Origin of the sequence: Caniella muris (assembly GCF_943193035.1) — a bacterium.
In the GTDB taxonomy this organism is placed as follows: domain Bacteria; phylum Actinomycetota; class Coriobacteriia; order Coriobacteriales; family Atopobiaceae; genus Granulimonas; species Granulimonas faecalis.
In genome coordinates, this window is the sequence record NZ_CALPCK010000001.1 from 1145029 (window position 1) to 1169551 (window position 24523).

A 24523-nucleotide genomic window follows, 5' to 3' on the forward strand; every position below is an offset into this window, starting at 1 on the left:
GCTCATGCCCTCTCCCCGTAGCGACCCAGCTCGGCCATCACGGGGGACAGGATAGCCATGACCAGCGCCACGACCACGCAGCGCCACTGCGGGTCCCACACCCAGTGGCCCATCAAGAAGTCGAGGTTCGCCGCCACAACGCCCAGTACGCCCTGCACCACCGTGCGGAGCAGGCGCCACTGCCAGCCGTTGTCCCTGAGCAGACGCTCCACGGCCGTCATCGGGAGCCTCCGGTCCGACTGGACAGCTCCGCCTGAATCACCGCAACGTCGCGTTCGAGGACATAGGTCCGCTCAATGAGGCGGTTGTGCTTTTCGACCTTTCTGTCCAAGGCGTCCACCTTTGCCTCAAGCAGTCCCCGACTTCGAGAGTTCGAAACCAATACGCCCGCGAGCGTGAGAACGCCCGACACGACAGCCACCACCACAGATTCCATATCGTCTCCCGATAACAATAATTTTGAATTTAATGATAAGATGCAGACAAAGCATTCCTGTTGAAGGGAGCTGCCATGACCGCGCCAGACTCGCCAGGCAAGACAGACTGGGCCGAATACGCAAGACGATGTCGAGGGACGGCAAAGGCACTTGCCGTGACCTGGGCCCTCTGTGTCCTCATCGGATGCCAAATGCCGGGTCTTTACTTCAACGACCTGTCGAAGCAGTTGGGTGTCTACGTATGCAATGCCACAGGGGCCGTCGGCATCATGGCTGGCATAGCCGCCCTCATCGCCCAGCAAGCTTCACGGTGTCACCCGCCCAGACTTTTGCGTTCAGGGTTTTTCTTGACCGTTGTTTTCATTGCATTATTTTCATTATCTATCATTTTATTCTTTCTTCCTTTTATTATCGGAAGCAGATGGGTCCCCGTGGACATCCCGCTGTTCGGCATCAAAATCGCGCCCACCAACTCATCTGACCCGATACGCAGCGCGTATGTCGTGCTTGCCCTCGTTCTTATGGTCTTCTGCGCCATCGAATTCTTCCTCCTCTTTGTCGCGTGGACCCACAAAGAAGAGGAACCCATCTCATCCAACGAGACAGGTGGCTCAACCGCCTCAGGCTCTTGTCTGAAGGGGTGCATCGCCGCGTTTGCGGTGTGCGTCCTTGTCGTCATCTCCCTCCTTGACCTCTCGTTCATCGTGGATGGGGGCGGCCTGAGGCTTTAGGTCCGATCGACATAACCGGCTTATCCCGCAGCTGACATTGACTCTCTGTGAGCAAGCCTTCACGAAACGCGGGTCGAGGGCGCCTCCCCTCGACCCGCGACAATTAGGATTGTGCAGACAGGAACGCTCCATACGCCAGACCTATTATTCCTGCTTCCTCTTGGGTGGGCAGTTCCTCGGCCCCGGCAGCCAGCTTCAAGACGTCCTCCGTAAGTGGAACATCCTTAAATTCCCCCAGATCGATGCCGTTGACCAGCTCCCGAAATGCCTGCGCCACATTGCCCGCGCTACCCCCGAACCGCTCCCGATAAAACGTCTCGAGCCGCTGTGATGCGGTCTGCTGGTACACGCTCCCCATGGCCTCCGAGAGGGCGGCTGGGCTCTCATCATCAACCATCGCCCTAGCGATTAGCCAAGCGTCCGCATCAGCGACCATATCCTTGGGGCCAAATCCCGATGCATCGGTGACTCCCAGGTTGTTCGCCAGCCATTGGGAGAGGGCCTTGCCTCCGGCATTTTTCTGATAATTCCCCCACACCTGAAGCAAATCGAGGGCCCAGCCACCTAGGTCGCCCAGCCCATAATCGTTATGAGCCGCTCCGATACCCCACTTGAGATAGCCCAACGCAGTGGCAGCCATGTGCTCTACGTCATAGCCGAGATCAGCGCCCTGCGATGCTTTTATGCCACCCTTTTGCTCACTTACAGAGTCGCAGGCGAAGGCGACCATCTGGCGTGCCTCTCCTGCATGATCTGCCGCAGGCTCGGGCGTGTACACGGACCACAGGATTCCAGCCCCTTCACTCGCACCATTCCCGGGCCAGTATTTTGGCTTGCGTATCCACTGAAGGATGAATATTCCGATATCAGACCTCCAAGAAAGCAGATCGGGGGACCCAAGCGAGCGAACAGAAGCTTCCTCCACGTCGCCGACCCACTCCTCGAAAAACGTAAGACTCGGGTTAGGAATCTGAACGATCGGGTGCATATCCACCACCGTGTCGCACGCCGCCCATCGACCGGACCACGCCACACGGTCAAGGTCCCAACCCTGGCCCCGGAAGTTGCTGACCTCGGCAAACTGGTCGTAATTCCAAAGAGCCGGAATCGGAAAGCCAAGGTTCCCAGAGAACCCCGTCGACATATCTGACACAAAAGCCGTCGTCGCGAGGTCCTTGCCGATGATGCGGGTGCAGACGTTCCGGGAGCCGTAGATGCCCACGGCATAGCACCCAATGTTCTGGTTGATGGCCCGGAAGTACGGTACAAGATACGGATCAATTTGGTCTCCCAGCAGGTCCATGTCAACAGCAAAATAAATCACCGTGGGCGGGATACCCAGACGCTCTGCCGCCGCCACGGCCTCTTGGGCGTGAATCGCGCCCTTCTCCGCAGTGAAGTCCGAGAGTTGGCGAGCATTCTCCTGGAAAATCGGGAAATAGCCCATGCCGTTGGCAACGATGCGCTCGAGCTCGCCGGGATGGATGGCCTTGAAGTACTCCGACGGGTCCAGGGAGGCCTGCCCCGGCTCCGTAAGATAGCGTCCCACAGTGCGATAGCCGCTGGCCTTGAGCGTGTCGATTCGTGCCTGCGTCATCTCAAAGCGGGTGTCGCAGGCTGTAGCGGGACGGTCCGGGTTGCCCTTGGAGGTGAGCAGACTCATCCATGTGGTGGGGTCGAACACTCCCGTGGACGGGAGCGCGTACTCCCCCTGAAAGAGGAGGATGGCCGCTTGGAGCTCCGTCGTCCAAGCGGTGCTCACAGCATTGTCCTCTCCGTTGCACACCAGTGCCACACTCCCCAGCCACACCCACTGAGGGTTCTCTGCGGCGTTGGAAGCGCTCACGGTCTTGAGCCGGCTCCGCGTTCCATCTCCAAAGTTGCCCGTGGCCTGGGCAGGCGTAAATCCCTCGAGAGCCTGAAGCACCTGGATGAGGGCCGTGTTCATCTCACGGCCATAGAGGCCGTCGGTGGGGACGATCCCCGTATAAGCGCGGTAGCCCCTGTTGATACGCTGCTGCGCGAGACGAATCTGGCCCTTGCCGCCCATGTTCGACAGAAGGACGAACTGCTTCATGGACAGAAGGGACTTCATGACGTCGACGTCCACCGTCGAGTCGCCGCTGACTCCCATGTCAGCCTTGAGCTGCCGGACGGCGGACCCGGTGCCGCCATAGAAGTGTCGCGTGATATGGCTTCCGGTGGAGTACCCCTTGCACCAGAGGGCTCCCTGGATTATCGCGTAGACATTGTTCTCGGTGGTGTCAGTGTCCGCCTGCTGGGCCACCCCGTTGGGCCACGCCTCCTTGAAGCGGGCCTCGGTGCCCGCGCCGAAGTTGTCGGCCGTGGCCTGGATTCCAAGCTCGATCTGCAGGGCGCGAATCAGGCCGTTGATGGTGCCCCAGCCCGTGAGGCCGTCTTCGGCCACGCGTTTGAAGCGGGAATCTGAACCATAGGTTGCGTTGAGCCATTGTTGGGTCTCGAGGACCATTTCGTCAGCCATGGAACGGCTCCGTTCTTAGATTTGGATGTAGTATTGATTTATATGAGGAAGATGCGGCACGCCCCAGCCCCGTCGAGGGCCGGAATCGAGGCGTGCCATCAGCTCAAAAGACTCGACAACGCGCAGGCGAACCTAGCGCAGCGTAACGGTCTTGGTGGCAGTGCTGCCGATGCACGCACCACTGTAGGTCACGCTCACACCAGAACCTGTCGTCCCGACGCAAATGGCCCTGGACCACGCGCGGGATCCGACGACACCGCTACTGATGTTGCCGCCCGGGGCGAGGCCGGTGCAGGTGCCATAGGGCGTGGTGACCTTCACCGTGGTATCCGCCGGGTTGTAGTTGTTCACAAGATTCGTAGTCACTCGGACCCACACCCACGTACCTCCGTTGTACTGGGCCTTTCGGAGCTCTACGAAATACGGTGCATGAGCGGTATAGAAGCTATCCACCGTGGTGCTCCCCGTCATCGAAACGCCGTTTGGATTGACAACCTGTCCTGCACTGGCCATATCGTTACCTTTCTACGTGACGAAAGCCCCCTCGACGCTTTCTTTTCCGCAGGCCCCTTTTGGGCTGCACGAGAACAAACTAAGCCCGCAGAGCTGTAAGGCATCCAACAATCTGTTATTTACTATTTCCTGTGTGAAGTAATAACTGAATCATTACGTTTCAATACATTTTGTCATTATGTAATATATTTCCTATTTTAATTAAAGCGATACGAACCAGCCTTGCAAGGAAACCGAAAGCTGGTTCGCTGCACAAACAGGGGCCCTGATTTATCAGAGCCCCTGAAACCGGTGAATCACGCTTGGCTACGCATTGTTTGGGGGACTGGGCCTTGCATGGATTTCATAAGTACAAGACTCGTCATCAAAGGAATCCTTGACGTGCAAAGGCGCCTCAAAGGGCACCGGCCTTCCTATCGGAGGATCATCCACAAAAGCCGTAGCCTCTCCAACAATCTTTCCGCGACTGTCTCGGACAACAACAGCCAGCTCTACAGCACCGACGCCTTCGATAGGGATGTTGCCACTACAGACCAACTCGCCAGTCAGTGAATTATCAAAAAGCATCTTATTTAATAAGATATTTTGTACCGTATACATCTCATCGGAAAACGGCGCGACTTCTTCCCAACTACCCCTATCATCCAGAACAAAGTCAACTGATGCGACCCCGCGTCCATCGATGCCCCAAGATCCTGCGGAGACAACAGTGGACCCCGGTTCAACCACCAAGGGCACATCAATATAGTCCTCCGCTTTACTCCAGTCATAATGCTGTATGCGGACATGCAGGCACGGTGACAGACAGGCCAGCGAGTCGTTGGGGTTCTTCAAAACAGCTACGTATGAAAACTTGCCACCCTCGCTTACCCACCAGTCATGCTCAGCGACCTCCAAAGGTTTTACTGGCACACCAAGCGGAGATGCCGTCTCATTCGAGTCATCGCCGGCTAGTCCTGCAGAAAAAAGAGAGCAGCTACAAAGAAAGGCTGCAAGCACAGCCCCGAGCAACAGCGTCAGGGTCCTCTTCATGGCACCACGCTTCATCGTGTGTCCGCCTTGCATCTCTTACTTTAGTCGCTGCATGTGCAATACGCAACAGTATAATTGCTTAGATGAGAGCTGATAGCGTCTAACTAACTTCGATGGTATGGCCGGATTGCGCACCACCAGTGGCTCTAGAACAATCGTCTTCGTTTTCCAAAAGGACCCCCACGCACCTAAGACAAAGGCCGTTTTTGCAAACGCAAACGCCCGCTGCCCCGCATCGGGAGCATGTCGCCTTCTTGCGAAGGCTCACGCCAAGCTGGTTTGCACGAGCCTCGATTGCTCGCATGCTATGACAGATGCCAGTCTCCCGACACATGGCGTCTTGCACCGCCTCAACCCCTTGGCTGCCAAATATGCTCAGCAAGTTTTCTTGGCTTGGCGAACCGTCCACACGCTCACAGGTCACTCATTCCCTTCCATTCGCGCGTTCTCGACCATGGGGTCCTAGACGGAAACCTACTTAAAGCCATTCCCCAGAACCTCTTTAGTCTTGGGGAAAATCACGTCTCGACAGATGATCCACCGCCCGTTCACCTTGTCGGCCGGAATGCGCCCCTCGGCAATCCCCCGGCGAATCGCCCCCTCATGCTCACCGGTTATCTTTGCAAGCTTCTTGGGAGTCAAAGCGAGAGGGATATCACTAAAATCCTGAACTGCGCCCCAAAAGGCGACCTCTCAGCACGAAGCCGGGAGGTCGCCTTCTTGTGTATGGGTACGACCTATGCCATCACCTTCGGTGAAGGCCTAGCAAAGGCTTCGTAAGTGGCCACACCCTCTTGTGGGATGAAACAGGGAACCTCAAATGGAGTCGCCTCCCTTGAGGGGATGCCGTCCATCACAGCAGAAGCGCCCCCGACAATGGCACCACTTTCATCTCTGGCTATAACGGAAATAAGAACAGCGCCCGCACCCTCCGTTGACACATAGTGATTTCGAGTCACAGCACCGCGGAAAGACTCCGCCGGCCAATTGGTGGCAGCTCCGCGCGTTAACCCGGTTACCGAGTAGAAGTCGGTCTCTACTGGCCCAGACGCACTCCAGCTGCCCCCTGCACCCATAGAAAACTCGACATTAGAAACGTCTGGACGATCATTACCCACCATCCCCGCCAAAGCCACCTCAGAATCCGCCTCGATTACCAAGGGGTCGTCACCATAACGCCCCAGCACCTTCCCGTCACTATCTTTAAGAACGACATCAAGGGAAGGCGTCTCACAGCGCCAGCTGTCATTGGGATTCCGAACAACGGCAGCATAGGTCACATACCCATCATCGTTGACTGACCAGCCAGACTCGACAATCTCCAATGGCTGCGGCGCGGTTTCTACCTGAACTACGCCCTCAGCGGAGGATGCGGCGGAAGAATCTGGTTCCGCGACCGAGCATCCAGCCAGGGAAAGGGTGAGCACAACTCCTGTCAGCGCAGCCAAAATGACCTTCATGCATCTCACCCCTTCATGTCAACCAAACATCTCCTCTCATTATATTGTTATTATGAATATATGCAATAGTGTAATAGATTGAATAGCGGGCAATTAAGAGACGTGAGCATCTTTAGAAAGATTGTCCGTCCTCTGACGTCAGCAAATCTCCAACACAACGCAGACAGATTCCATTTCGACATATATAAGCGTCTGTTGCCCCACAACGAGTGCACGATGATCTTTTCCGCAAGCTCACACCCAATTGACTCGCATAGACCTCGATTGCACGAATCGTATGGTCAACCCCTGTCTTTCGAAGGATTTCTTCTCTCACTGCCACGACTCCAGAGCTAGCGAATTCGCGCAGCAGCATCTCTTGACGGGTTGTCCAAACACCCATACTTTTCCAATCTTCAATGATTCTACTTATCCGGACGAGGGACAGGCACCGACTACACGACGCCACGTGTACCGGACCTGGCTTCAAGCCCCAATGCCTTCATGGCATTGGGAAAAACAGCATCACGGCAGATAACCCAACGACCATTAATCTTGTCAGCCGGGATACGCCCCTGGAGAATTCCACGACGAATCGTCCCCTCATGCTCACCAGTGATCTCTGCAAGCTCTTTGACAGTCATCAAGTAGGGAATCTCTTCAAACGTCATATCTGATTCCTTTCAGCCAAGTTCCAATGGTCTAATCAGGAGTAGCCGACATCGCATCTTCATATCAACACTTATTTCAAAGAAGTATGCTTATTCAGAGATTAATTATGATTTCCTGTTGTTGTCAGATTTCTTGTCCTTCTATCATCACTGACTTTAGCACTTAGGAAATACGTAAACGATTATTATGTCTATTTTTCTCATTCTTCCTGAGACTATTCGCAGATTGACTCATATCGTTACATTCTGTTGTATCGCATTAAATGTGCAGTATATTGCACATCCTCCAATGCAATTCAAAGCTGGTGCAGCACACTCAACTTCTAATGGATCTAATATAACGTTATTTACTTAATTGACTTTTTGCGCAGGGACAACGCACTGACTTCTCCAAGCCCGCGCCGCCCCGTCAGGTCGCACAAAAAGGCCTCGGGTTTGTCCCGAGGCCCGAAAAACCGCGCTGATCGTCGGCAACCCCGCCTACGCATTCCTTGTGGGACCAGGTATGACGTACGCCTCATACGAGTCTGGCTCCCCCGCAAAGAAGCACGCGGCATCAAACGGTACCCTCTCCCCCAGTGGAGGATTGTCCACGATGCCGAGGGCTACACCGAAAATTGCCCCTCGCCCATCTCGGCATACGATCGAGATGCGTGCAGAGCCAACACCTTCAACAGGGATGGCGCGGTTACGCAGCAGTTCCCCGGTTATCGCTTCCTCACACCAGTAGCCGTACGGCATCTGGGTCTTCCGAAGGCCCGACACCTCATAGAGATCTTCGGGCAAAGGCTTCGCCTCGCCCCATGTGCCAGGCTTTTCAAGAGCAAAATCAATCGATGCGACCGAGTTGTCGCCAAACTTCCCAAGAGTCCGCCAAAGCGATGGTAGTGCCCGCTCCCACAACGAAGGGAACATCGAGGTAGTGGCAGATCGCTTTTCCCCGCCCGTCTTTTGGCACCACGCTGAACTGCGGTTCTCTGCACTCCATTCCTTGGTTTGGGTTCTTTACCATCACCACATAGGAGAGTCGGCCCCCGTCGCTCACGGACCACCACGACTCCACGATCTCCAGCGGCTGGGGGGGGGCGGAGCCGGGCTGCACCTCCGCCGGTTCCCGCACCGCACCGGCGTCCGCCTCCTGGAGCTCCCCTCCCGAGCACGCCACCAGCGAGCAGGCGAGCACGGCGCCGAACAGTACGGTCAGGATCGTCCTCATGGCTCCTCGTTCCGTCGGGGCCTCCGTGTCCCCAGTATAAGTTCGGCTACTAGAAAGACAATACACTAATTAGTTAGCTGATAGCTGGGCGCCGGGACCGAGCCCCAGACCCGAACTGCCGCGTCGGCCATTCCGGAGCCCCTTCTGGCATGGGTTCTCTCGGCCGCAGACGACAAACCCCATGCCGGAGCGGTCTCCGGCATGGGGTTCGGACGGTCCAGGGCGGCCCTTCGGCGCCGCCTCCATGCCGGAAGGCCCATCGGCATGGTCTGCCGCGGCGCGGGACCCAGCCGCCACCGGCCCGCCGGTCCAGCCGCCGCCGGCCCACCGGCCTACTCTCCGGCGCCGCCCTTCTCGGGCCCGTACACCTCCACGAGCGCGTTCAGGCGCCGGTACACGGCGTCGCTGTCCTTGGCCAGCTCGCTCTGGAGACGAGCGCTCACCTTGGGCTCGCGGTCGGCCAGGCTCGCGTAGCGGCGCATCTTGGCCAGGAACGGCCCCATGGGTTTGCTCGGCGCCGCGGAGTCCAGCACAAAGGCGTCGCCGCCCTGCTCGGCCAGGCGCGGGTCAAAGTGCCAGAGCGGCCAGTAGCCGGTCTCCACGGCCTCGCGCATGATGCCCGTGACGCCGCCCATGCCGCCCTCGATGCCCCAGCTGATGCAGGGGCAGAACGCTATGACCACGCTGGGGCCGTCGTAGGCGTCGGCCTCCCGCATGACGTCGATCACCTGCTGCATGTCGCCGGCCAGGCTCACGTGGGCCACATAGACGTAACCGTACTGCATGAGCATGGTGCCCAGGTCCTTCTTGGGCGTGCCCTTGCCGTTGTAGGTGAACCCGGTGACGGCACCCATCTGGGTGGCCTTGCTCATCTCGCCGCCGGTGTTGGAGTAGCCCTCGGTGTCCAGCACCAGGATGTTGATGTTCTCGCCGCTCGCCACCACCTCGTCGAGGCCGCCGTAGCCGATGTCGTAGGCCCAGCCGTCGCCGCCCACGGCCCACACGCTCTTCTTGCCAAACATCTCGCCGTAGTCCAGGATCTGCCGCGCGAGGCCCGCGCCCTCCCCCGTGCCCGCGGCCGTGCCCTCGAGCTCGGTGCGGATGGCGCTCCCCAGGTCGTAGGCGGCCTCGGGGTCGTCCTTGCCCTCGAGCCAGCTGGCCATGAGGGAGGTGGCCCCGGCGGGCAGCCCGGCGCCCTTGTCGGCCACGGCCCGGGACACCAGGCGCTCCAGGTGGCCCCGGCGGATCCTGACGCCCTTGGCGATGCCGTAGCCGTACTCGCCGTTGTCCTCAAAGAGCGAGTTGCCCCAGGCGGGGCCGTGCCCGGCGGCATTGACGGCGTAGGGCATGGCCGGCATGTAGGCGCCGTAGATGGACGAGCAGCCCGTGGCATTGGCGATGATGAGGCGGTCGCCGAAGAGCTGGGTCAGCAGCTTGATGTAGGGGGCCTCGCCGCAGCCGCCGCAGCAACTGGAGAACTGGAAGAGCGGCTGCTGGAGCTGCGTGCCCGGCACCGTGGCGGCGGGCAGCAGGTGGTCCTTGAGGGAGACGGACGACTGGCAGAAGTCCAGGGCCTCCCTCTGGGTCTCGAGCTGCGTGGGCAGCGGCTCCATGGACAGGGCGTGGCCCGGGCAGTTGTAGGCACAGCTGCCGCAGCCCACGCAGTCCTCGGGAAAGACCTGGATCCTGAAGGCCAGGCCCTCGTCCTTGAGGGCCGGCAGCGTGACCGGCCTGGTGTCGAAGCCCTCCGGGGCAAAGGCGAGCTCGTCCCCCGTGGCGAGGTAGGGCCGGATGGCGGCGTGGGGGCACACGTAGGAGCACTCGTAGCACTCCACGCAGGCGTCGGCATCCCACCGCGGCACCGAGTAGGCCACGGCCCGCTTCTCCAGGGCCGTGGTGCCGAGGGGCACGAAGCCGTCCGGCGTCATGGCGCTCACGGGCAGGTCGTCGCCGCGGAGCTCCTCCATGGGCCAGAAGACGTCGCGCACGTAGCCGCTCCTGTCGGCCGGCGCCATCCTCTGGGCCACGGTCTCGGGGCCCTCCGCGTCCGTGGCCCAGGAGTCGGGGTAGTCGATGGCGGCGAGCGAGGCCAGCGCCCCGTCCACGGCCTCGAGGTCGGCCTTCACGACGTCGGCGCCCTTGGCGGCGTAGACCTCCTGGATGTCGGCCTTGAGGGCGGCCACGAACGCATCGTAGTCCATGAGGCCGGTGAGCTTGAGGAACACGCACTCCATGATCATGTTGACGCGCCCGCCGAGCCCGCAGCGCTCGGCGAGGCCGCTCGCGTCAACGGCGTAGACCTTGGCCTTCTTCCTTGCGAGCGCCTGGCGCAGCTGCGCGGGGACGTGCTCCTCCCACGAGGCGGCGTCGGCCCAGGGCGCGTTGAGCACGAACGTGCCGCCCTCGGCCAGGCGGTCGGCCATGGGGTAGCCGCGGCGCACGTAGGTGGACTTGTGGCAGGCCACGTAGCCGGCGTCGTCCACGAGGTAGGGGCTCTGCACGGGCTTGTCGGAGAGCCGCAGGTAGCAGATGGTGAGGCCGCCGCTCTTCTTGGAGTCGTACCAGCTGTACTCCTGCACGCAGGTGCCCTGCTCCCGCGACAGGATGCGCGCCACCTGCTTGGAGGCGCCCACGGTGCCGTCGGAGCCAAAGCCGTAGAACACCGCCTGGGAGCACGGCTCCGGCAGGCAGCGGACGGGGCCGCCCACGGGCAGGGACAGGTGCGTGACGTCGTCGTCGATGCCCACGGTGAAGCGGCGCCTGGGCTCCTCGAGGGCCATGTTGTCAAAGACCGCCTTGACCTGGGCCGGCGTGAAGTCCTTGGACGAGAGGCCGTAGCGGCCGCCGAGGACCTCGACGGGGCGCCCGGAGGACAGCACGGCCAGGGCCACGTCCTCATAGAGCGGCTCGCCCAGGCTGCCGGGCTCCTTGGTGCGGTCGAGCACCGAGACGCGCCTGGCCGTGGCGGGGATGGCGTCGAGGAGGTGCTCGGCGGAGAAGGGCCGGTAGAGGCGCACCGTCACCACGCCCACCTTCTCGCCGGCCGCCACGAGGTGCGCCACGCACTCCTTGGCCACCTGGGCCGAGGAGGCCATGGTCACGACGACGCGCTCCGCGTCAGGGGCGCCGTCGTAGTCGAAGAGGTGGTACCGCCGACCCGTGAGCCCCGCGACCTTGTCCATGTTGGCCTGCACGACGGCGGGCAGCGCGTCGTAGGAGGGGTTGGCGGCCTCGCGGTTCTGGAAGTAGATGTCGGGGTTCTGGGCCGTGCCGCGGATGACGGGGCGCTCCGGCTCCATGGCGCGGGCGCGGAACGACCGCACGGCGTCCCAATCCACGAGGGGCGCCATGGCCTCGGGCTCGATGACGTCCACGGTCTCGATGGCGTCCGACGTGCGGAAGCCGTCGAAGAAGTGGCAGAACGGCACGGAGCCGTCGATGGCGGAGAGGTGCGCCACGAGGGAGAGGTCCATGCACTCCTGCACCGTGGCGCTGGCGAGCATGGCCACGCCGGTGGCGCGGATGGCCATGATGTCCTGGTGGTCGCCGAAGATCGAGAGCGCGTGGGCCGAGAGCGAGCGGCACGTCACGTGGAGCACGCCGGGGAGCAGCTCGCCCGACACCTTGTAGAGGTTGGGGATCATGAGCATGAGGCCCTGGCTGGCCGTGAAGGTGCTGGCGAGGGCGCCTCCCGACAGCGCGCCGTGGAACGCGCCGGCCACGCCCTTCTCGGACTGCATCTCCTTGACGTCCACCGGGGCGCCGAAGAGGTTCTCGCGGCCCTCGCAGGCCCAGCGCTCCACGGTCTCGGCCATCTTGGAGGCCGGCGTGATGGGGTAGATGAGGGCGGCGTCGGACAGGGCGTAGGCCGCGTAGGCAGCGGCGGTCATGCCGTCCATGGCCTCGCGACGGGGATGCTGGGTTTGGGGCATGGGGTCCTCCCACGGGAACGGTCGGGCCCGGGGCCCGAGAGATGAACAGGCGGTCTATACCCTCAGACAAGCGGGCAGGTCGGGTATCTACGGAGACGACGGAAGCTCTGTGGAGGGGATGCCTGTGGGCCAAAGGATGACGGCGGCCGCCACCTGGACAAGACGACGCCTCGATGCCTACGACTGGGCCATGGGCGGAAGGCGCGTGGCCTTCGCCGTGGTCTGCGGCATCCTGTGCGGCCTTGCCAACGTGGTGCTCTGCCTCGGGGTCTCCTGGGCAGGGGACGCCTGGCGGGCGCTGCCGTGGCTGAGCGCCCTCCTGCCGGCCCTGGCGGCCCTCGAGGTGCTCATGTACCGGCGCCTCGGGGTGGTCATGGACCTGCGGCCCGGGTTCAACGGCCTCATGAAGGACATGGGGACCAACCGGCGCCTCCCCACCAGGGTGGGCCCCACCATGCTGGCCGGGACCCTGATGTCGCTTCTGGGAGGGGCGTCGGTGGGACCGGACTCCGCCGCCAAGTACCTGGGGGCTTCGGTGGGGGCCGCCATGGTGCCCTGGTTCTCCGTGGACGACGACAACGGGGAGCCGGCCTACGACTGGGCCGTGGCCTGCGGCCTGGCGGCCTGCTTCTCGGCCCTGCTCTGCGCCCCCCTGGGGGTCTTCGCCTACCTGGTGGAGCACCTGGCGGCCCGGCGCTGCCACGTGCGTCACCTTCCCACGGTGCTGCTCTCGTGCCTGGTGGCCGCGGCCTTTGCCAGGCCCATGGGCCTGCAGATCCAGACCCCCTTCGTGGGCTCCCGGGCCGCCGCGGCACCCGACCTCGCAGGGGCGCTCCTGGTGGCAGTGGGCGCCGCCGTGGCGGGCGTGGGCTTTGAGGCGGGGGTCCGCCTTTTCGAGGGGCTCCGCAGCCGCATGGGCCACGACCCCATGCGGTGCCTGGTCACGGGAGGGGCCGTGGTGGCCGTGGCGCTCCTCGCCGTGCCGGGCCTCATGGGATGGGCCGGTCTCGGCACCGACCTGGTGGTCCCGGCCCTGGCAGAGCCCCACGGCGGGTGGGGCTTCGCCCTCAAGCTGGCCCTCACCGTGGTGTGCCTGGGCTTTGGGCTGCGGGGCGGCGAGGTCACCGTGATGTTTGTGACAGGGGCCCTCATGGGGTCGGCGGTGGCGTCTCTCTGCGGGGCCGACCCGCTGCTCACGGGCGCCTTGGCGATGGCGGCCCTCTACGGTGTGGCCCTCGGCTGCCCCATCTCCGGCGTGCTCGTGGGCTGCGAGTTCTTTGGCTGGGGCTTCGTCCCCTGGCTGCTCCCCTGCATCGGGGCCGCGTGGCTGGGACGGACCGCCCTGAGGGGCGCCGTCGACCGGGTGCGGCGGCACCGGGGGTAGCCCCCGCGGCCGGGACGGAGACCCGGTCCCACCCCGCGGCCGGCAGGCCCACCGTCGGAAATCGAGGTTTCAGGCCGGCACCCCGGCGCCAAGGCGTCGGAGATCGCGGTCTCCCGCCCCTATTACCGACGTGACCGGCATGGGATCGCGGTTTCAGGCCGGTCGCTGCGGCGGCAGCCGTCGGGAACCGCGATCTCCGACACTCGCCGCCGCTCGCAGCCGCACATCTTCGCACGCCGCCGTGCCTCTCCGCACCCGCCGCACGCCGCCGCGCCGGCCCCATCCTGCAAACCCCGGGGCCGCGGTCAGGTCCCGGTCAGTTCCTGGTCAAAACATTGTCAACCGTTTTTTGAAAAGACGCCCAATTGGACCTGCCGTTTTCCTATACTCCATTCCATGAGTACGGTGCTGTGCGACCTGGGTGCCTGGATCACATACGCCTCACGGGCCCCGCTCACCCCGATCCCTAAGGAAGAGGCGGACCGCGTCCTGCGGGAGGCTACGTGCACGGCGCGGCAGGCCAGGGCCGTCCGCGACGCCCCCTGGTGGCGGCGGACCCAGGGGCTCGCCCGGGCCCTCACCGGGCTCCCCGACTCCCGGGAGCCGGACGTCTCCCTGGCCATTGCCGACGAGACGCACCGTCGCACCCGCAAGGGCGTGCGCGCCCACCACATCCCGCCCATCGACGCCGCCGACTCCGTCTGGCGCATCGAGGAGCCCTTCGGCCTGGACGAGGCCGCCTACGTCGTGGCCCCCACCCTCTACCTGCTCCTCCGGGCCCGCCTCCTCGACCTGCCGGGCCTTGTGGCAACGGCCGCAACCCTGTGCTCCACGTACGAGCTGCACCTCGACCTCGAAAGGCCCCTGGTCGAGCGGCCGCCGCTGCTCTCGGTCCCGTCCCTGCGCGCCTTCGCCCAGGGACTGCCCGCCAACACCACCAAGGGGGACCTGCTCCGCCGCGCCGCGCGGCTCACCCCGTCCCTGTCACGCTCGCCCATGGAGACCGCCCTCGCCCTCCTGCTCTCCCTCCCCCTGCGCCACGGGGGCTTCGGCCTGCCGCTCCCGGAGCTCAACCCGCCCATCGACCTCGGGCCGGACGCCCAGCGGATCCTCGGCGGCCAGCGGCGCATCTTCGTCGACCTCCTCTGGCCCGAGGCGTCCGTGGGCGTGGAGTACGACAGCAACGAGCACCACTCGAGCCGCCAGCGGCACCTCGCGGACGAGCGCCGCCAGCTCGCGGCCGACATCGCCGGCGTGGAGCTCGTCCCATGGACCGCCTCCACGGTGATGGACGAGACTGCGTTCTCCCTGGCGGCAGAGCGCCTGGCCCTGCGCCTGGGCGCGCCCTTCTCCTGGGACCTCTCCCACGTGGAGAGGCGCCGGGCACTGCGGGCGCGGCTGCTGGGTCCCCACCGCTTCTGGTAGGCCGAGACGAGCCCGCGGCTGTTGGAGATCGGGGTTTCCGACGACCTCCCCGGGCCGGAGCCGTCGGAGATCGCGATGCCATGCCGCCCGAAGGCGCACCGCAACGGCCGGAACCCTCGCCTGTCGGCCGGAAACCGCGGTTTCCGACAGACCTCCCCCGGATTGACCGTCGGCAATCGCGGTTTCCGACAGCCCGCCCGACAGCACGCCCGACAGGCCCGTCCGGCAGCCCATCCGACAGCCCCGCCCCCGGGCACAAAAAAAGAGGGCCCGCCGCCGTGGCGGGCCCTCGAAGGCGAGGCCTTGAATCCTTGGACGTGCCCTAGTGGAACATGGAGCAGAGGATCGGCATGACCCACACCCACAGGATGCAGGTGGCGGCAAAGCACACCGTGGAGACGGCCACGGAGTTGGCGCCTTCCTTCACATAGATGTTGTAGCGGCTCGAGATGATGATGCCGGAGAACGCCGGGGGCAGGGCCACGGCCATGGCCAGCATCGAGATCTTGGACGGGTCGCTGCCCATGCCCAGGGCAAAGCCGGCGGCCACGATCACGGCGGGCATGAGGATCAGGCGGTAGAACGTGTTCCAGATGACCTCCTTGTTCACGCCCAGGGAGACCGTGGACAGGGCGAGGCCGGCAGCCAGCACGGCCACGCCGGAGTTGGCCTTGGCGATGAGCTCGAAGCAGGGGTCGAGCTCGGAGGGGAACCGGACGCCGATGAGCACGAGCAACACGGCGATGAGCGGGGCGGCCGCAACGGGCTTCTTCACCGCGTTGACGATGGCGGCCACATTGGGGTTCTTGATGGCGTGCTTCTTGGCGTGGCCGCGCTCCTCGGCGCGGATGACGTCGATCTCCTTGCGGATGCCGTGCTCCTTCTCGGCGGCGCGGGCCTCCTGGTCGGTGACGGGGGCGCGGGCCGGGGTGGCGGGGGCGCTGGGGGCCTTGGCGTCGTCGACGGCAGCCGAGCCGGCGGCCGGGACGGCGGCGGAGGCAGCGGCGGAGGCGGCGGCAGCCGAGCCGGCGGCCGGGACGGCGGCGGAGGCGGCGGTAGAGGCGGCGGGCACGGCCTTGGTGCCCTTGGCAGCCTTGGCGCGCATCTCGCTCTGGCCCTTGTTGATGAGGTAGAAGCCGAGCGGGATGGTCACGGCGTTGACCACGATGGACACGATGCCGATGACCAGGTTGGTGGTCACGTCGTTGCCGTAGATCGGGTCGAGGACGGCGAAGCCGAGGAACCCGATGGTGGGCGAGCCAGCGATGAGGGCGCAGACGGCGGCCTCCTGGGTGGTGTGGTGGAACAGCTTCTTGCACAGCAGGTAGCTGAGCATGAACATGCCCGTCACACCCACGAGGGACAGGATCGTGAGCACCAGGTCGCTCGCGAGCATCTCGCGGGTGGCCTTGACGATGGAGACGAACAGGGCGGCGGGCAGGGCGATGTCGAGCACGACCTTGTTGAGGCCCTGGCGCTGGTCGTCGTCGAAGTAATGGACGCGACCGCAGATGTAGCCAAGGGCCATGATCACAAGGATCGGCACGATGTCGTTGACGATGATCTTGATCATGAATGCGCTTTTCTCCTCGAGTGCGGGGCCGCCCGCCAAGACGGCCCCGCACGATGGCCTCGCGGCTTACCGGGCCGGCTTCTCCTGGACGAGCTTGCCGTCCACGACCTCCTCGTTCAGGTCCTCGCACTCGCTCGTGGCGAGGGGGCCGACGACGGGCTTGGGGTTGAGGTCGCCGATGTGGCCCGACTCGACGCCGGCGTGGACGGAGAGCTGCACGTTGATGAAGGCGGGCTTGCCGGAGGCCAGGGCCTCGGTGAGGTCGGCCTCGAGCTCGGCGGGCGTGGTGGCGAAGTAGCCGGTGGCGCCGAAGGCCTCGCCCACCTTCTCGTAGTGGGCGCAGGCGTCCAGCGTCAGCGGGCTCGGGTCGCCGGAGTCGCCGAGGTCCTCGAAGTCGCCGCGGTAGATGCCGCCGTTGTTAAGGACGATGGTGACGATGGGCAGGTCGAAGCGGCAGGCCGTCTCGACCTCGAGGGGCGCGAAGCCGTAGGCGGAGTCGCCGGAGATGGAGACCACGGGCTTGCCGGTGGTGACGGCGGCGGCGATGGCGTAGGGCATGGCCACGCCCATGACGCCCCAAGTGCCGCAGTCGAGGCGGTGGCGGGGCAGGTACATGTCGACGATGTCGCGGCAGTCGTCCAGGGTGTTGGCGCCGTCGTTGGTCACGTAGACGTCGTGGTTCTTGTCGAGCACGCGCTTGATGGCACCCAGGGCGTTCTGGTGGGTCATCGGCACGGTGTCGGCCGTCTCGGCGCCGCCGAAGCGCTCGTCGTTCTTCTTGGTGTCCGCGGCGAGGAGGTCGATCCACTCCTGGCTGGCCTGGATCTTGTGGGAGGACAGGCCGTCCACGAGCTGGCCCATGACGGTCTTGATGTCGCCGAGGAGCGGGCAGTCGATGTGGCGGGCGTTGCCGAACTCGGCGCCGTCGATGTCGATCTGGATGAACTTGACGTCGGGGTTGTACTTCTTGCCCTCACCGTAGCCGAGCATCCAGTTGAGGCGGGCGCCGATGAGCAGGATGACGTCGGCCGTGCGCAGGGCGAGGCCGCGGCAGGAGGCGGTGGAGTGGGGGTCGTCGTCGGGGATGAGGCCCTTGGCCATGGACATGGGCTGGAAGGGGATGTTCGTCTTGTCGACGAACTCGGCGACCTCCTTCTCGGCGCGGGCGTAGGCGGCGCCCTTGCCCACGACGATCATGGGGTTCTTGGCGTTCTCGAGCAGCGTCAGGGCCTTCTCGACCATGGCCTGGTCGGCGGGCTGCGCCGGGTTCAGGTTCTCGGCCGTGAACAGGATCTTCTGGGCGGCGTCCTCGTCCATGGTCTGGCCCATGAGGTCGTCCGGCATGTCCACGTACACGCCGCCGGGGCGGCCGGTGGTGGCGGTGCGGATGGCGCGCTCGATGCCCAGGGGGATGTCCTCGATGCGGTCGATGCGGAACGAGTCCTTGGCAAAGGGCACGGCGTAGGCGCGCTGGTCGAGGCCCTCGTACTCGCCCTCGTGGAGGTCGACGGTGTGGCGGACCGAGGAGCCGGCCAGCTGGATGCAGGGCCAGCCGTTCTCGGTGGCCTCCTTGAGGGAGGCGAGGCCGTTGAGGAAGCCGGGGGCAGAGACCGTGAGGAAGACGCCGGGACGGCCGGTGAGGAAACCCTCGGCCGCGGCGGCGTTGCCGGCGTCGGCCTCGTGGCGCATGCCCACGTACTTGATGCCCTTGGCCTGGGCGATACGGGCGAAGTCGGTGACGGGGATGCCCACCACGCCGTACATGTTCTTGACGCCGTTGGCGATCAAGGTGTCGGCGAGGAAATGCATGCCGTCGGTGAGTCCCTGGTTCGGGGCGGCGGTTTGGTTGCTCACGTGTACCTCCAATGTCATATGCGGTGGCAGAGCCGCTTCATCGCACGGGGTCTCTTCCCCCGAACCGCGTCGCCCTGGCGCCCGAACCCGAAAAAAGCGGACGTAATACATCTCAAGTCCCTTTATTACATGAGGTCGTGTCCACTGTTTTTTTCTATCAGGTTTATTAAATTATATTTGTGTAGAGTGATTGTGGACTTGGGGACACCCCGTGGGGACCTCGGGGGCCGCGGGTACCCACGACCACGAGAGCCATCATCGCCCAGGCCGCCCGAAGGCGACCTCCACGGTTCGAAGGAAGGAATCCCATGGCAGACACCACCAGCACGGCACCCCTCGCCGGCATCAAGGTCATCGACTGGACCCAGGTCCAGTCCGGCCCCTCCTGCACCCAGCTCCTCGCCTGGCTCGGCGCCGAGGTCATCAAGCTCGAGAAGGTCCACGGCGGCGACCCCACCCGCAACGAGATGAACGACGTGGACGGGTCGTACTCCCTGTACTACCTGCAGCTCAACGCCAACAAGAAGTCCCTCACCCTCGACATGAAGGACGACGCCGCCAAGAAGGTCCTCACCGACCTCCTCAAGGACGCCGACGTCTTCGTGGAGAACATCGGCCCGGGCGACGTGGAGAAGCTGGGCTTTGGCTGGGAGCAGGTGCACGCCATCAACCCCAAGTGCATCATGGCCTCCCTCAAGGGCTTCAACCAGGGCAGCCGCTACGCCCATGTGAAGGCCTTCGAGCCCGTGGCCCAGTGCGCCGGCGGCGCCGCCTCCACCACCGGCTGGAACACCGGCGACTTCAACGTGCCCACCCAGTCCGGCGCCGCCCTGGGCGACTCCAACACCGGCATGCACCTGTGCATCGGCATCCTCGCCGCCCTCATGCAGCGCGAGCGCACCGGCGAGGGCACCTACGTGTACCAGTCCATGCAGAACGCCGTGCTCAACCTCTGCCGCATCAAGCTCCGCGACCAGCTGATCCTCGACCACCTGCACGAGCTCAGCTACTACGCCTGCTACCCCGGCTACAAGTGGGGCAAGGCCGTGCCGCGCGCCGAGAACGCCGAGGGCGGCCTCGTGCTCGGCTGGTGCTACCGCGCCAAGGGCTGGGAGACCGACCCCAACGCCTACGTCTACATCGTCATCCAGCAGTCGCCCAAGGGCTTTGAGAACTTCTGCAACGCCATGGGCTTCCAGGACTGGCTGACCGACCCCAAGTTCTCCACCGCCAACGCCCGCGACGAGCACAAGGCCGAGGTCTACGCCCGCGTGGAGCAGTTCACCATGCAGTACGACAAGGACACCCTCACCACCATGCTCGGTGAGAAGGGCGTGCCCGTGGGCCCGGTCCTCGACTGGAACGAGCTGGAGAACGACCCCGACCTCAACAGCGACGGCACCATCGTCACCATCGACCAGGACGAGGCCCGCGGCTCCTTCAAGACCATCGGCCTGCCCTTCAGCCTGGCCAACTACAAGCCCGACTACAAGCGCGCCCCCAACCTCGGCGAGAACAACGTCGAGATCCTCAAGGGCCTGGGCTACACCGACGACCAGATCGCCCAGATGGAGCAGGCCGGCGTCATCGGCTCCAACAACGGCGTGAAGGCCGACCTCGTGGCCCCCGCCGCAAAGTAACCCGCACCACCGGGAACGACCCGACGGGAAGCGACCCAAAGGGCCCCCTGCATCTGAGGACGCAGGGGGCCCTTCTTGTCCCGATGTCCCAACACCCGGACACTTTTGTCCCAATGGTCGGGCACTTTTGTCCCGCCCTACTCGCTGCGCAGCGCCTCCACCGGGTCCTTCCTCGCAGCCATGCGCGACGGGATGAAGCCCGCCACCAGCGTGAGCGCCACCGAGATGGCCACGAGCACCAGGCCGTCCACCGGGGGCAGCACCGCGATACCCGCGACGCCGTAGCCCTGCTCCACCGCGATGCAGATGGGGATGTCGACGAGCACGGCCACGGCCACGCCGATGAGGCCGGCCAGCAGCCCCTCGATGAAGGTCTCGGCCGTGAAGATGCGCGTGACGTCGCCCTTGGAGGAGCCGATGGCCCGCAGCACGCCGATCTCCTTGGTGCGCTCGAGCACCGATATGTAGGTGATGATGGCGATCATGATGGAGCTCACCACCAGCGAGATGGCCACGAACGCCAGCAGGGCCATGGTGATCATGTTGATGATGTCGGTGATGGAGCTCGTCATCATGCCCACGAGGTCGTTGTAGGTGACCTTGTCGGCGTCGGTCTTGGCCTGGGCGTTGTAGCCGGCGATGAAGTCCTCCACACCCTTCTTGGCCTCGAAGTCGCGGGGGTAGATGACGATCTGCTCAGGCCGGTCCTCGGTGGCGTACCCCAGCTTCACCAGCACGTCGTCGTAGGTGCGCGGCGTGTCGCCGGAGTAGCGGGCCATGAGGGCGTCGATCTGCTCCTGGGTGGGCGCCGTCATGCCCGCCATCTCGGCCAGCTGCTCGGGCGTGAGCGACGACAGGTACTGCTCCATGAGGGCCTTGGTGTCCATACCCTGCAGGTACTGCGCCATGAGCGCCGACGTGTCCATGCCCTCCATGTACTGCCGCATGAGGGCGTCGGTGTCCACGGTCCCCATGTACTCGGCGAGCAGCGCGTCCTTGTCGATGGAGCCCAGGTACTGCTCCATGAGGGCCTTGCCGGCGTCGGAGGCCATGAACTCGCGCGCCATGGCGTCGCGCTGCTCGGGCGTCATGGCGGCCAGGATCTGGGCCGGGTCCACCTGCACGCCGAGCTGCTGGGCCAGCTGCTGCCGCTCCTCGTCGGAGAGGCCCTTCACGACGTCGGCCATGAGCTGGGCGCGCTGGTCGTCGGTGAGCATGGCCATCATCTGCTCGGGCGTGACGTCGGCGAGAATCGCCTGCACGACCTGATGCTTCTGCTCGGGGGTGAGCCGCGAGAGGATCTCCTCCGGCGTGATGCTGCCGAGCACCATCTCGCGGATGCGCTCCTGCAGCTCGTCGGCCGAGACGTCGCCCGAGAGGAGCGCCTCCACGAGGGCGCGCTGCTCCGGGCTCAGCTTGGAGAGGTCCACCGTGACGGTGTCGCCTCCCGGCACCGGCGCGTCGCCACCGGCGCCCCCGGGTGCCTCGGCGCCGCCGCCCCCAGCCGCATCGCCGCCCGCGCCGTCCCCGGGCGCGGGCGCCTCGGCGTCCACGAGGTGCAGCGTCACGGTCTCGGGCGCACGCCAGACACCGGCCGTCACCACGGCCCCGCCGCGCCACGGGCCACCGGAGGCACGGGCCCCGCCGCCAAAGCCCGTGCGGGAGAACATCGAGGTCATGGTGCTCATGGCCGCATCGACGCCGGCCGCCGCGGAGTCGCCGTCGTCCTCGAAGGCCTCGCCCGTGAGCACGTTCCTGTCGGGGTCGGCAAGCTGCGCCCTCACCACCGGCTGCTCGGCCGCCACGGCCATGAGCCTGCGGGTGAGCGCCCCTGTGTAGACCACACCGCCGGTCATCGGGGCGCCGTCCTTGGCCTGGAGCACGCCCACGACCTCCACGGGCACGCCGTCGCCCATCCGGGACGCCACGTACTGGGCGTCATCGCCCTTGTCCACATACACGCCGTCCCGCTCCTGGTAGAGCTGCGAGGGCGAGAACACCGTGTAGGTCCTGCCGATGGCGTCGTCGAAGGCCACGGTGTGCACCGGGTCGTCGACCTCCTCGCCCTTCTCGACCGAGGAGACGAGCTCGTCCATGGAACCCTCGTCGAGAAGGCCGAGGGTGTAGAGCACGAAGTCGCTCACGCGGCCGCTCTCGTCCACCACGAGGGCCACCTCGCCCTCCCCTTCAGGCCAGCGACCGGACCTCAGGTCGTACTGCCCCTCGCGGAGCGCCTCGTCGTCGACGAGCTGGCTCCACTGGGAGGAGGTCGTGGCGTTGGACGCCATCATGGACTGCGCCATGGTGCCGGCCCCGTCGATCAGCGTGCGGGGAGACACCCGGCTCACGGCGCCGCCCCCGTCCTCACGCCATACCTGGGGCGACACCTCGTAGTCGTAGGAGACCGCGGTGACGTAGGGGTCGATGTCCGCGCGGTGCCCCTCTATATAGGTGCGGAAGGCGCCGAGGTTGTTGGTCTTCACCAGCGTGTCGATCTGCTCGACGGTCTTTGCCACGACGTTGTTGGAGACGATGGCGTCCTCCTGGCCGTCGCCGTCGCCGCCCGTGCCGTGACCCGTGATCTCCATGCGCTCGTTGATGGAGTCCTCGCTCATGGCCCCCATCATGTCCACCGTCTGCCGGCTGATCGTGATGGGGTAGGCGCCCATGGTGTCCGACTCGATGCCGGCGATGTAGTCGTTCATGCCGTTGGAGAGCGACAGGATGAGCGCGATGCCGATGATGCCGATGGCGCCGGCGAACGCCGTGAGGACAGTGCGGCCCTTCTTGGTGCGCAGGTTGTTGGCCGAGAGGGCCAGGGCCGTGAGGAACGGCAGGTGCGTGTGGCGGGGCTTGGGGTCCGCGGGCTCGGCGGCGAGCTCGGCGGCCGTGGGCGGGTTGGAGTCGGACAGCACCTGGCCGTCGGAGAGGCGCACGATGCGGGTGGCGTAGTCCTCGGCGAGCTCGGGGTTGTGGGTGACCATGACCACGAGGCGGTCCTTGGAGATCTCCTTGAGCAGGTCCATGATCTGCACCGACGTCTTGGAGTCGAGGGCGCCCGTGGGCTCGTCGGCCAGGATGATGTCGGGGTCGTTGACGATGGCGCGGGCGATGGCCACACGCTGCATCTGGCCGCCGCTCATCATGGCCGGCTTCTTGGCGAGCTGGTCGCCCAGCCCCACCCGCTCCAAGGCCTCAGTGGCGCGGCGCGTGCGCTCGGCCGCCGAGACGCCGTCGAGGGTGAGCGCGAGCTCCACGTTGGCCAGCACCGTCTGGTGCGGGATCAGGTTGTAGCTCTGGAACACGAAGCCCACGGAGTGGTTGCGGTAGGCGTCCCAGTCGGCGTCGGAGTAGCCCTTGGTGGACCGGCCGTTCACGAGCAGGTCGCCCGACGTGTACTGGTCGAGGCCGCCCACGATGTTGAGGAGCGTGGTCTTGCCGCAGCCCGACTGGCCGAGAACGGCCACGAACTCGCTCGTGCGAAACGCCAGGGACACCCCGCGCAGGGCCGCCACCTCGCCGTCTCCCACGGGGTAGGTCTTGACGACGTCCTTGAGCTCCAGCATGGGGGTCCTCCCGCCGCAAAAAGAAACCCCCGGTTCCCGACCGTGGTCAGAACCGGGGAAAATTACTTTTCACTGGAAGTATAACCGATGCGGGAGCGCCTACTCCTCGGCCGCGACCCCCTCGAGGTCCTCCGCCTCGATGTCCTGCTCGTTCATGCGGATGACCGTGGTCTCGGTCTCGGCGACCTCGCCCATGGGGCGCGCGCGGTGGGACTTGGCCGGGCGGGCGGGCCTCAGGGCACCGACGAAGCGCTCGATGCGGTCCACCGTCTCGATGTTGATGGAGTAGTGGGTCCACTTGCCCTTGCGCTTGCACACGACGATGCCGGCACTCAGCAGCACCTTCATGTGATGGGAGAGGGTGGACTGGGCGATGTCGAGGCGGTCGAGCAGAGCACTGGCGGTCACGCCGGGATGCCTTGCGATGAACCGGACGATGTCGACGCGGTTCTCATCTGCCAGCGCCTTGAACACAGCGGCGCCGTCCATGCTCTTCATTGGGAAACTCCTCCCGGCACTCAAGGTGAGAATGGTCATGCATATTCTGTTACTTCTCGGCGTTCTTGTCTAGAAACAAAACCTAATTAGTCTGATATGCGCCAAACTT

17 protein-coding genes are annotated in these 24523 nt (G+C 64.6%); 4 read left to right on the forward strand and 13 right to left on the reverse strand.

Annotated elements, in window-relative coordinates; translation table 11 throughout:
- Positions 1 to 2: 2 nt before the first annotated feature.
- Both NFR49_RS05010 and NFR49_RS05015 read right to left on the reverse strand, forming a co-directional pair.
- Entirely contained in the window at positions 3 to 221 is a 219-nt protein-coding gene (locus NFR49_RS05010; protein WP_251158542.1) for a hypothetical protein, read from the reverse strand.
- Complete coding sequence (locus tag NFR49_RS05015; RefSeq protein ID WP_251158543.1) at positions 218 to 436, reverse strand: hypothetical protein; 219 nt, start codon at positions 434 to 436, stop codon at positions 218 to 220. Before NFR49_RS05015 ends, NFR49_RS05010 begins: the two co-directional genes overlap by 4 nt.
- 75 nt (positions 437 to 511) lie before the next feature.
- Here NFR49_RS05015 and NFR49_RS05020 point away from each other — a divergent pair, with 75 nt between their 5' ends.
- A complete protein-coding gene (locus NFR49_RS05020; protein ID WP_251158544.1) occupies positions 512 to 1168 on the forward strand; it encodes a hypothetical protein in 657 nt (218 codons plus the stop codon).
- Positions 1169 to 1271: 103 nt separating this feature from the next.
- Here the strand turns inward: NFR49_RS05020 and NFR49_RS05025 are convergent, their stop codons facing one another.
- The 7 genes from NFR49_RS05025 to nifJ form a co-directional block, all read right to left on the reverse strand.
- Positions 1272 to 3671 (reverse strand): glycoside hydrolase domain-containing protein, encoded by a 2400-nt coding sequence (locus tag NFR49_RS05025; protein ID WP_251158545.1) that lies wholly within the window; start codon positions 3669 to 3671, stop codon positions 1272 to 1274.
- A gap of 132 nt (positions 3672 to 3803) precedes the next feature.
- On the reverse strand, positions 3804 to 4022 hold the full coding sequence (locus tag NFR49_RS05030) for a hypothetical protein (protein ID WP_251158546.1): 219 nt from the start codon (positions 4020 to 4022) through the stop codon (positions 3804 to 3806).
- 468 nt (positions 4023 to 4490) lie between these two features.
- Positions 4491 to 5216, reverse strand: a complete 726-nt coding sequence (locus NFR49_RS05035; RefSeq protein WP_251158547.1) for a hypothetical protein — start codon at positions 5214 to 5216, stop codon at positions 4491 to 4493.
- 737 nt (positions 5217 to 5953) lie between these two features.
- The gene (locus tag NFR49_RS05040; RefSeq protein ID WP_251158548.1) at positions 5954 to 6676 is read right to left on the reverse strand and encodes a hypothetical protein; all 723 of its coding nucleotides are present in this window, start codon (positions 6674 to 6676) and stop codon (positions 5954 to 5956) included.
- A 434-nt stretch (positions 6677 to 7110) separates the two neighbouring features.
- Positions 7111 to 7326, reverse strand: a complete 216-nt coding sequence (locus tag NFR49_RS05045; protein ID WP_251158549.1) for a helix-turn-helix domain-containing protein — start codon at positions 7324 to 7326, stop codon at positions 7111 to 7113.
- 829 nt (positions 7327 to 8155) lie between these two features.
- Positions 8156 to 8542: a hypothetical protein gene (locus NFR49_RS05050; protein ID WP_251158550.1), complete on the reverse strand. Its 387-nt coding sequence runs from the start codon at positions 8540 to 8542 to the stop codon at positions 8156 to 8158.
- A 332-nt stretch (positions 8543 to 8874) separates the two neighbouring features.
- Complete coding sequence (nifJ, locus tag NFR49_RS05055; protein ID WP_251158551.1) at positions 8875 to 12474, reverse strand: pyruvate:ferredoxin (flavodoxin) oxidoreductase; 3600 nt, start codon at positions 12472 to 12474, stop codon at positions 8875 to 8877.
- A gap of 124 nt (positions 12475 to 12598) precedes the next feature.
- Here nifJ and NFR49_RS05060 point away from each other — a divergent pair, with 124 nt between their 5' ends.
- Together NFR49_RS05060 and NFR49_RS05065 are read left to right on the forward strand one after the other, a co-directional pair.
- Positions 12599 to 13858: a chloride channel protein gene (locus NFR49_RS05060; RefSeq protein WP_251158552.1), complete on the forward strand. Its 1260-nt coding sequence runs from the start codon at positions 12599 to 12601 to the stop codon at positions 13856 to 13858.
- A 405-nt stretch (positions 13859 to 14263) separates the two neighbouring features.
- A complete protein-coding gene (locus NFR49_RS05065) occupies positions 14264 to 15283 on the forward strand; it encodes a hypothetical protein (protein ID WP_251158553.1) in 1020 nt (339 codons plus the stop codon).
- Positions 15284 to 15605: 322 nt separating this feature from the next.
- On the opposite strand, the gene NFR49_RS05070 is transcribed toward NFR49_RS05065, so the two are convergent.
- Together NFR49_RS05070 and oxc are read right to left on the reverse strand one after the other, a co-directional pair.
- On the reverse strand, positions 15606 to 16856 hold the full coding sequence (locus NFR49_RS05070) for an AEC family transporter (protein ID WP_251158554.1): 1251 nt from the start codon (positions 16854 to 16856) through the stop codon (positions 15606 to 15608).
- A gap of 66 nt (positions 16857 to 16922) precedes the next feature.
- Complete coding sequence (oxc, locus tag NFR49_RS05075; RefSeq protein ID WP_251158555.1) at positions 16923 to 18710, reverse strand: oxalyl-CoA decarboxylase; 1788 nt, start codon at positions 18708 to 18710, stop codon at positions 16923 to 16925.
- Between the two features lie 308 nt (positions 18711 to 19018).
- Here oxc and frc point away from each other — a divergent pair, with 308 nt between their 5' ends.
- Entirely contained in the window at positions 19019 to 20350 is a 1332-nt protein-coding gene (gene frc, locus NFR49_RS05080; protein ID WP_251158556.1) for a formyl-CoA transferase, read from the forward strand.
- A 137-nt stretch (positions 20351 to 20487) separates the two neighbouring features.
- Here the strand turns inward: frc and NFR49_RS05085 are convergent, their stop codons facing one another.
- On the reverse strand, positions 20488 to 23916 hold the full coding sequence (locus NFR49_RS05085) for an ATP-binding cassette domain-containing protein (RefSeq protein WP_251158557.1): 3429 nt from the start codon (positions 23914 to 23916) through the stop codon (positions 20488 to 20490).
- Positions 23917 to 24015: 99 nt separating this feature from the next.
- On the reverse strand, positions 24016 to 24414 hold the full coding sequence (locus NFR49_RS05090; protein WP_251158558.1) for an ArsR/SmtB family transcription factor: 399 nt from the start codon (positions 24412 to 24414) through the stop codon (positions 24016 to 24018).
- Positions 24415 to 24523 lie beyond the last annotated feature (109 nt).

Excerpts from the sequence above, each read along its gene's own strand:
- NFR49_RS05010 (WP_251158542.1), bottom strand. The coding sequence starts at position 221 with ATGACGGCCGTGGAGCGTCTGCTCAGGGACAACGGCTGGCAGTGGCGC.
- NFR49_RS05015 (WP_251158543.1), bottom strand. The coding sequence starts at position 436 with ATGGAATCTGTGGTGGTGGCTGTCGTGTCGGGCGTTCTCACGCTCGCG.
- NFR49_RS05020 (WP_251158544.1), top strand. The coding sequence starts at position 512 with ATGACCGCGCCAGACTCGCCAGGCAAGACAGACTGGGCCGAATACGCA.
- NFR49_RS05025 (WP_251158545.1), bottom strand. The coding sequence starts at position 3,671 with ATGGCTGACGAAATGGTCCTCGAGACCCAACAATGGCTCAACGCAACC.
- NFR49_RS05035 (WP_251158547.1), bottom strand. The coding sequence starts at position 5,216 with ATGAAGAGGACCCTGACGCTGTTGCTCGGGGCTGTGCTTGCAGCCTTT.
- NFR49_RS05040 (WP_251158548.1), bottom strand. The coding sequence starts at position 6,676 with ATGAAGGTCATTTTGGCTGCGCTGACAGGAGTTGTGCTCACCCTTTCC.
- NFR49_RS05045 (WP_251158549.1), bottom strand. The coding sequence starts at position 7,326 with ATGACGTTTGAAGAGATTCCCTACTTGATGACTGTCAAAGAGCTTGCA.
- NFR49_RS05050 (WP_251158550.1), bottom strand. The coding sequence starts at position 8,542 with ATGAGGACGATCCTGACCGTACTGTTCGGCGCCGTGCTCGCCTGCTCG.
- nifJ (WP_251158551.1), bottom strand. The coding sequence starts at position 12,474 with ATGCCCCAAACCCAGCATCCCCGTCGCGAGGCCATGGACGGCATGACC.
- NFR49_RS05070 (WP_251158554.1), bottom strand. The coding sequence starts at position 16,856 with ATGATCAAGATCATCGTCAACGACATCGTGCCGATCCTTGTGATCATG.
- frc (WP_251158556.1), top strand. The coding sequence starts at position 19,019 with ATGGCAGACACCACCAGCACGGCACCCCTCGCCGGCATCAAGGTCATC.
- NFR49_RS05085 (WP_251158557.1), bottom strand. The coding sequence starts at position 23,916 with ATGCTGGAGCTCAAGGACGTCGTCAAGACCTACCCCGTGGGAGACGGC.
- NFR49_RS05090 (WP_251158558.1), bottom strand. The coding sequence starts at position 24,414 with ATGAAGAGCATGGACGGCGCCGCTGTGTTCAAGGCGCTGGCAGATGAG.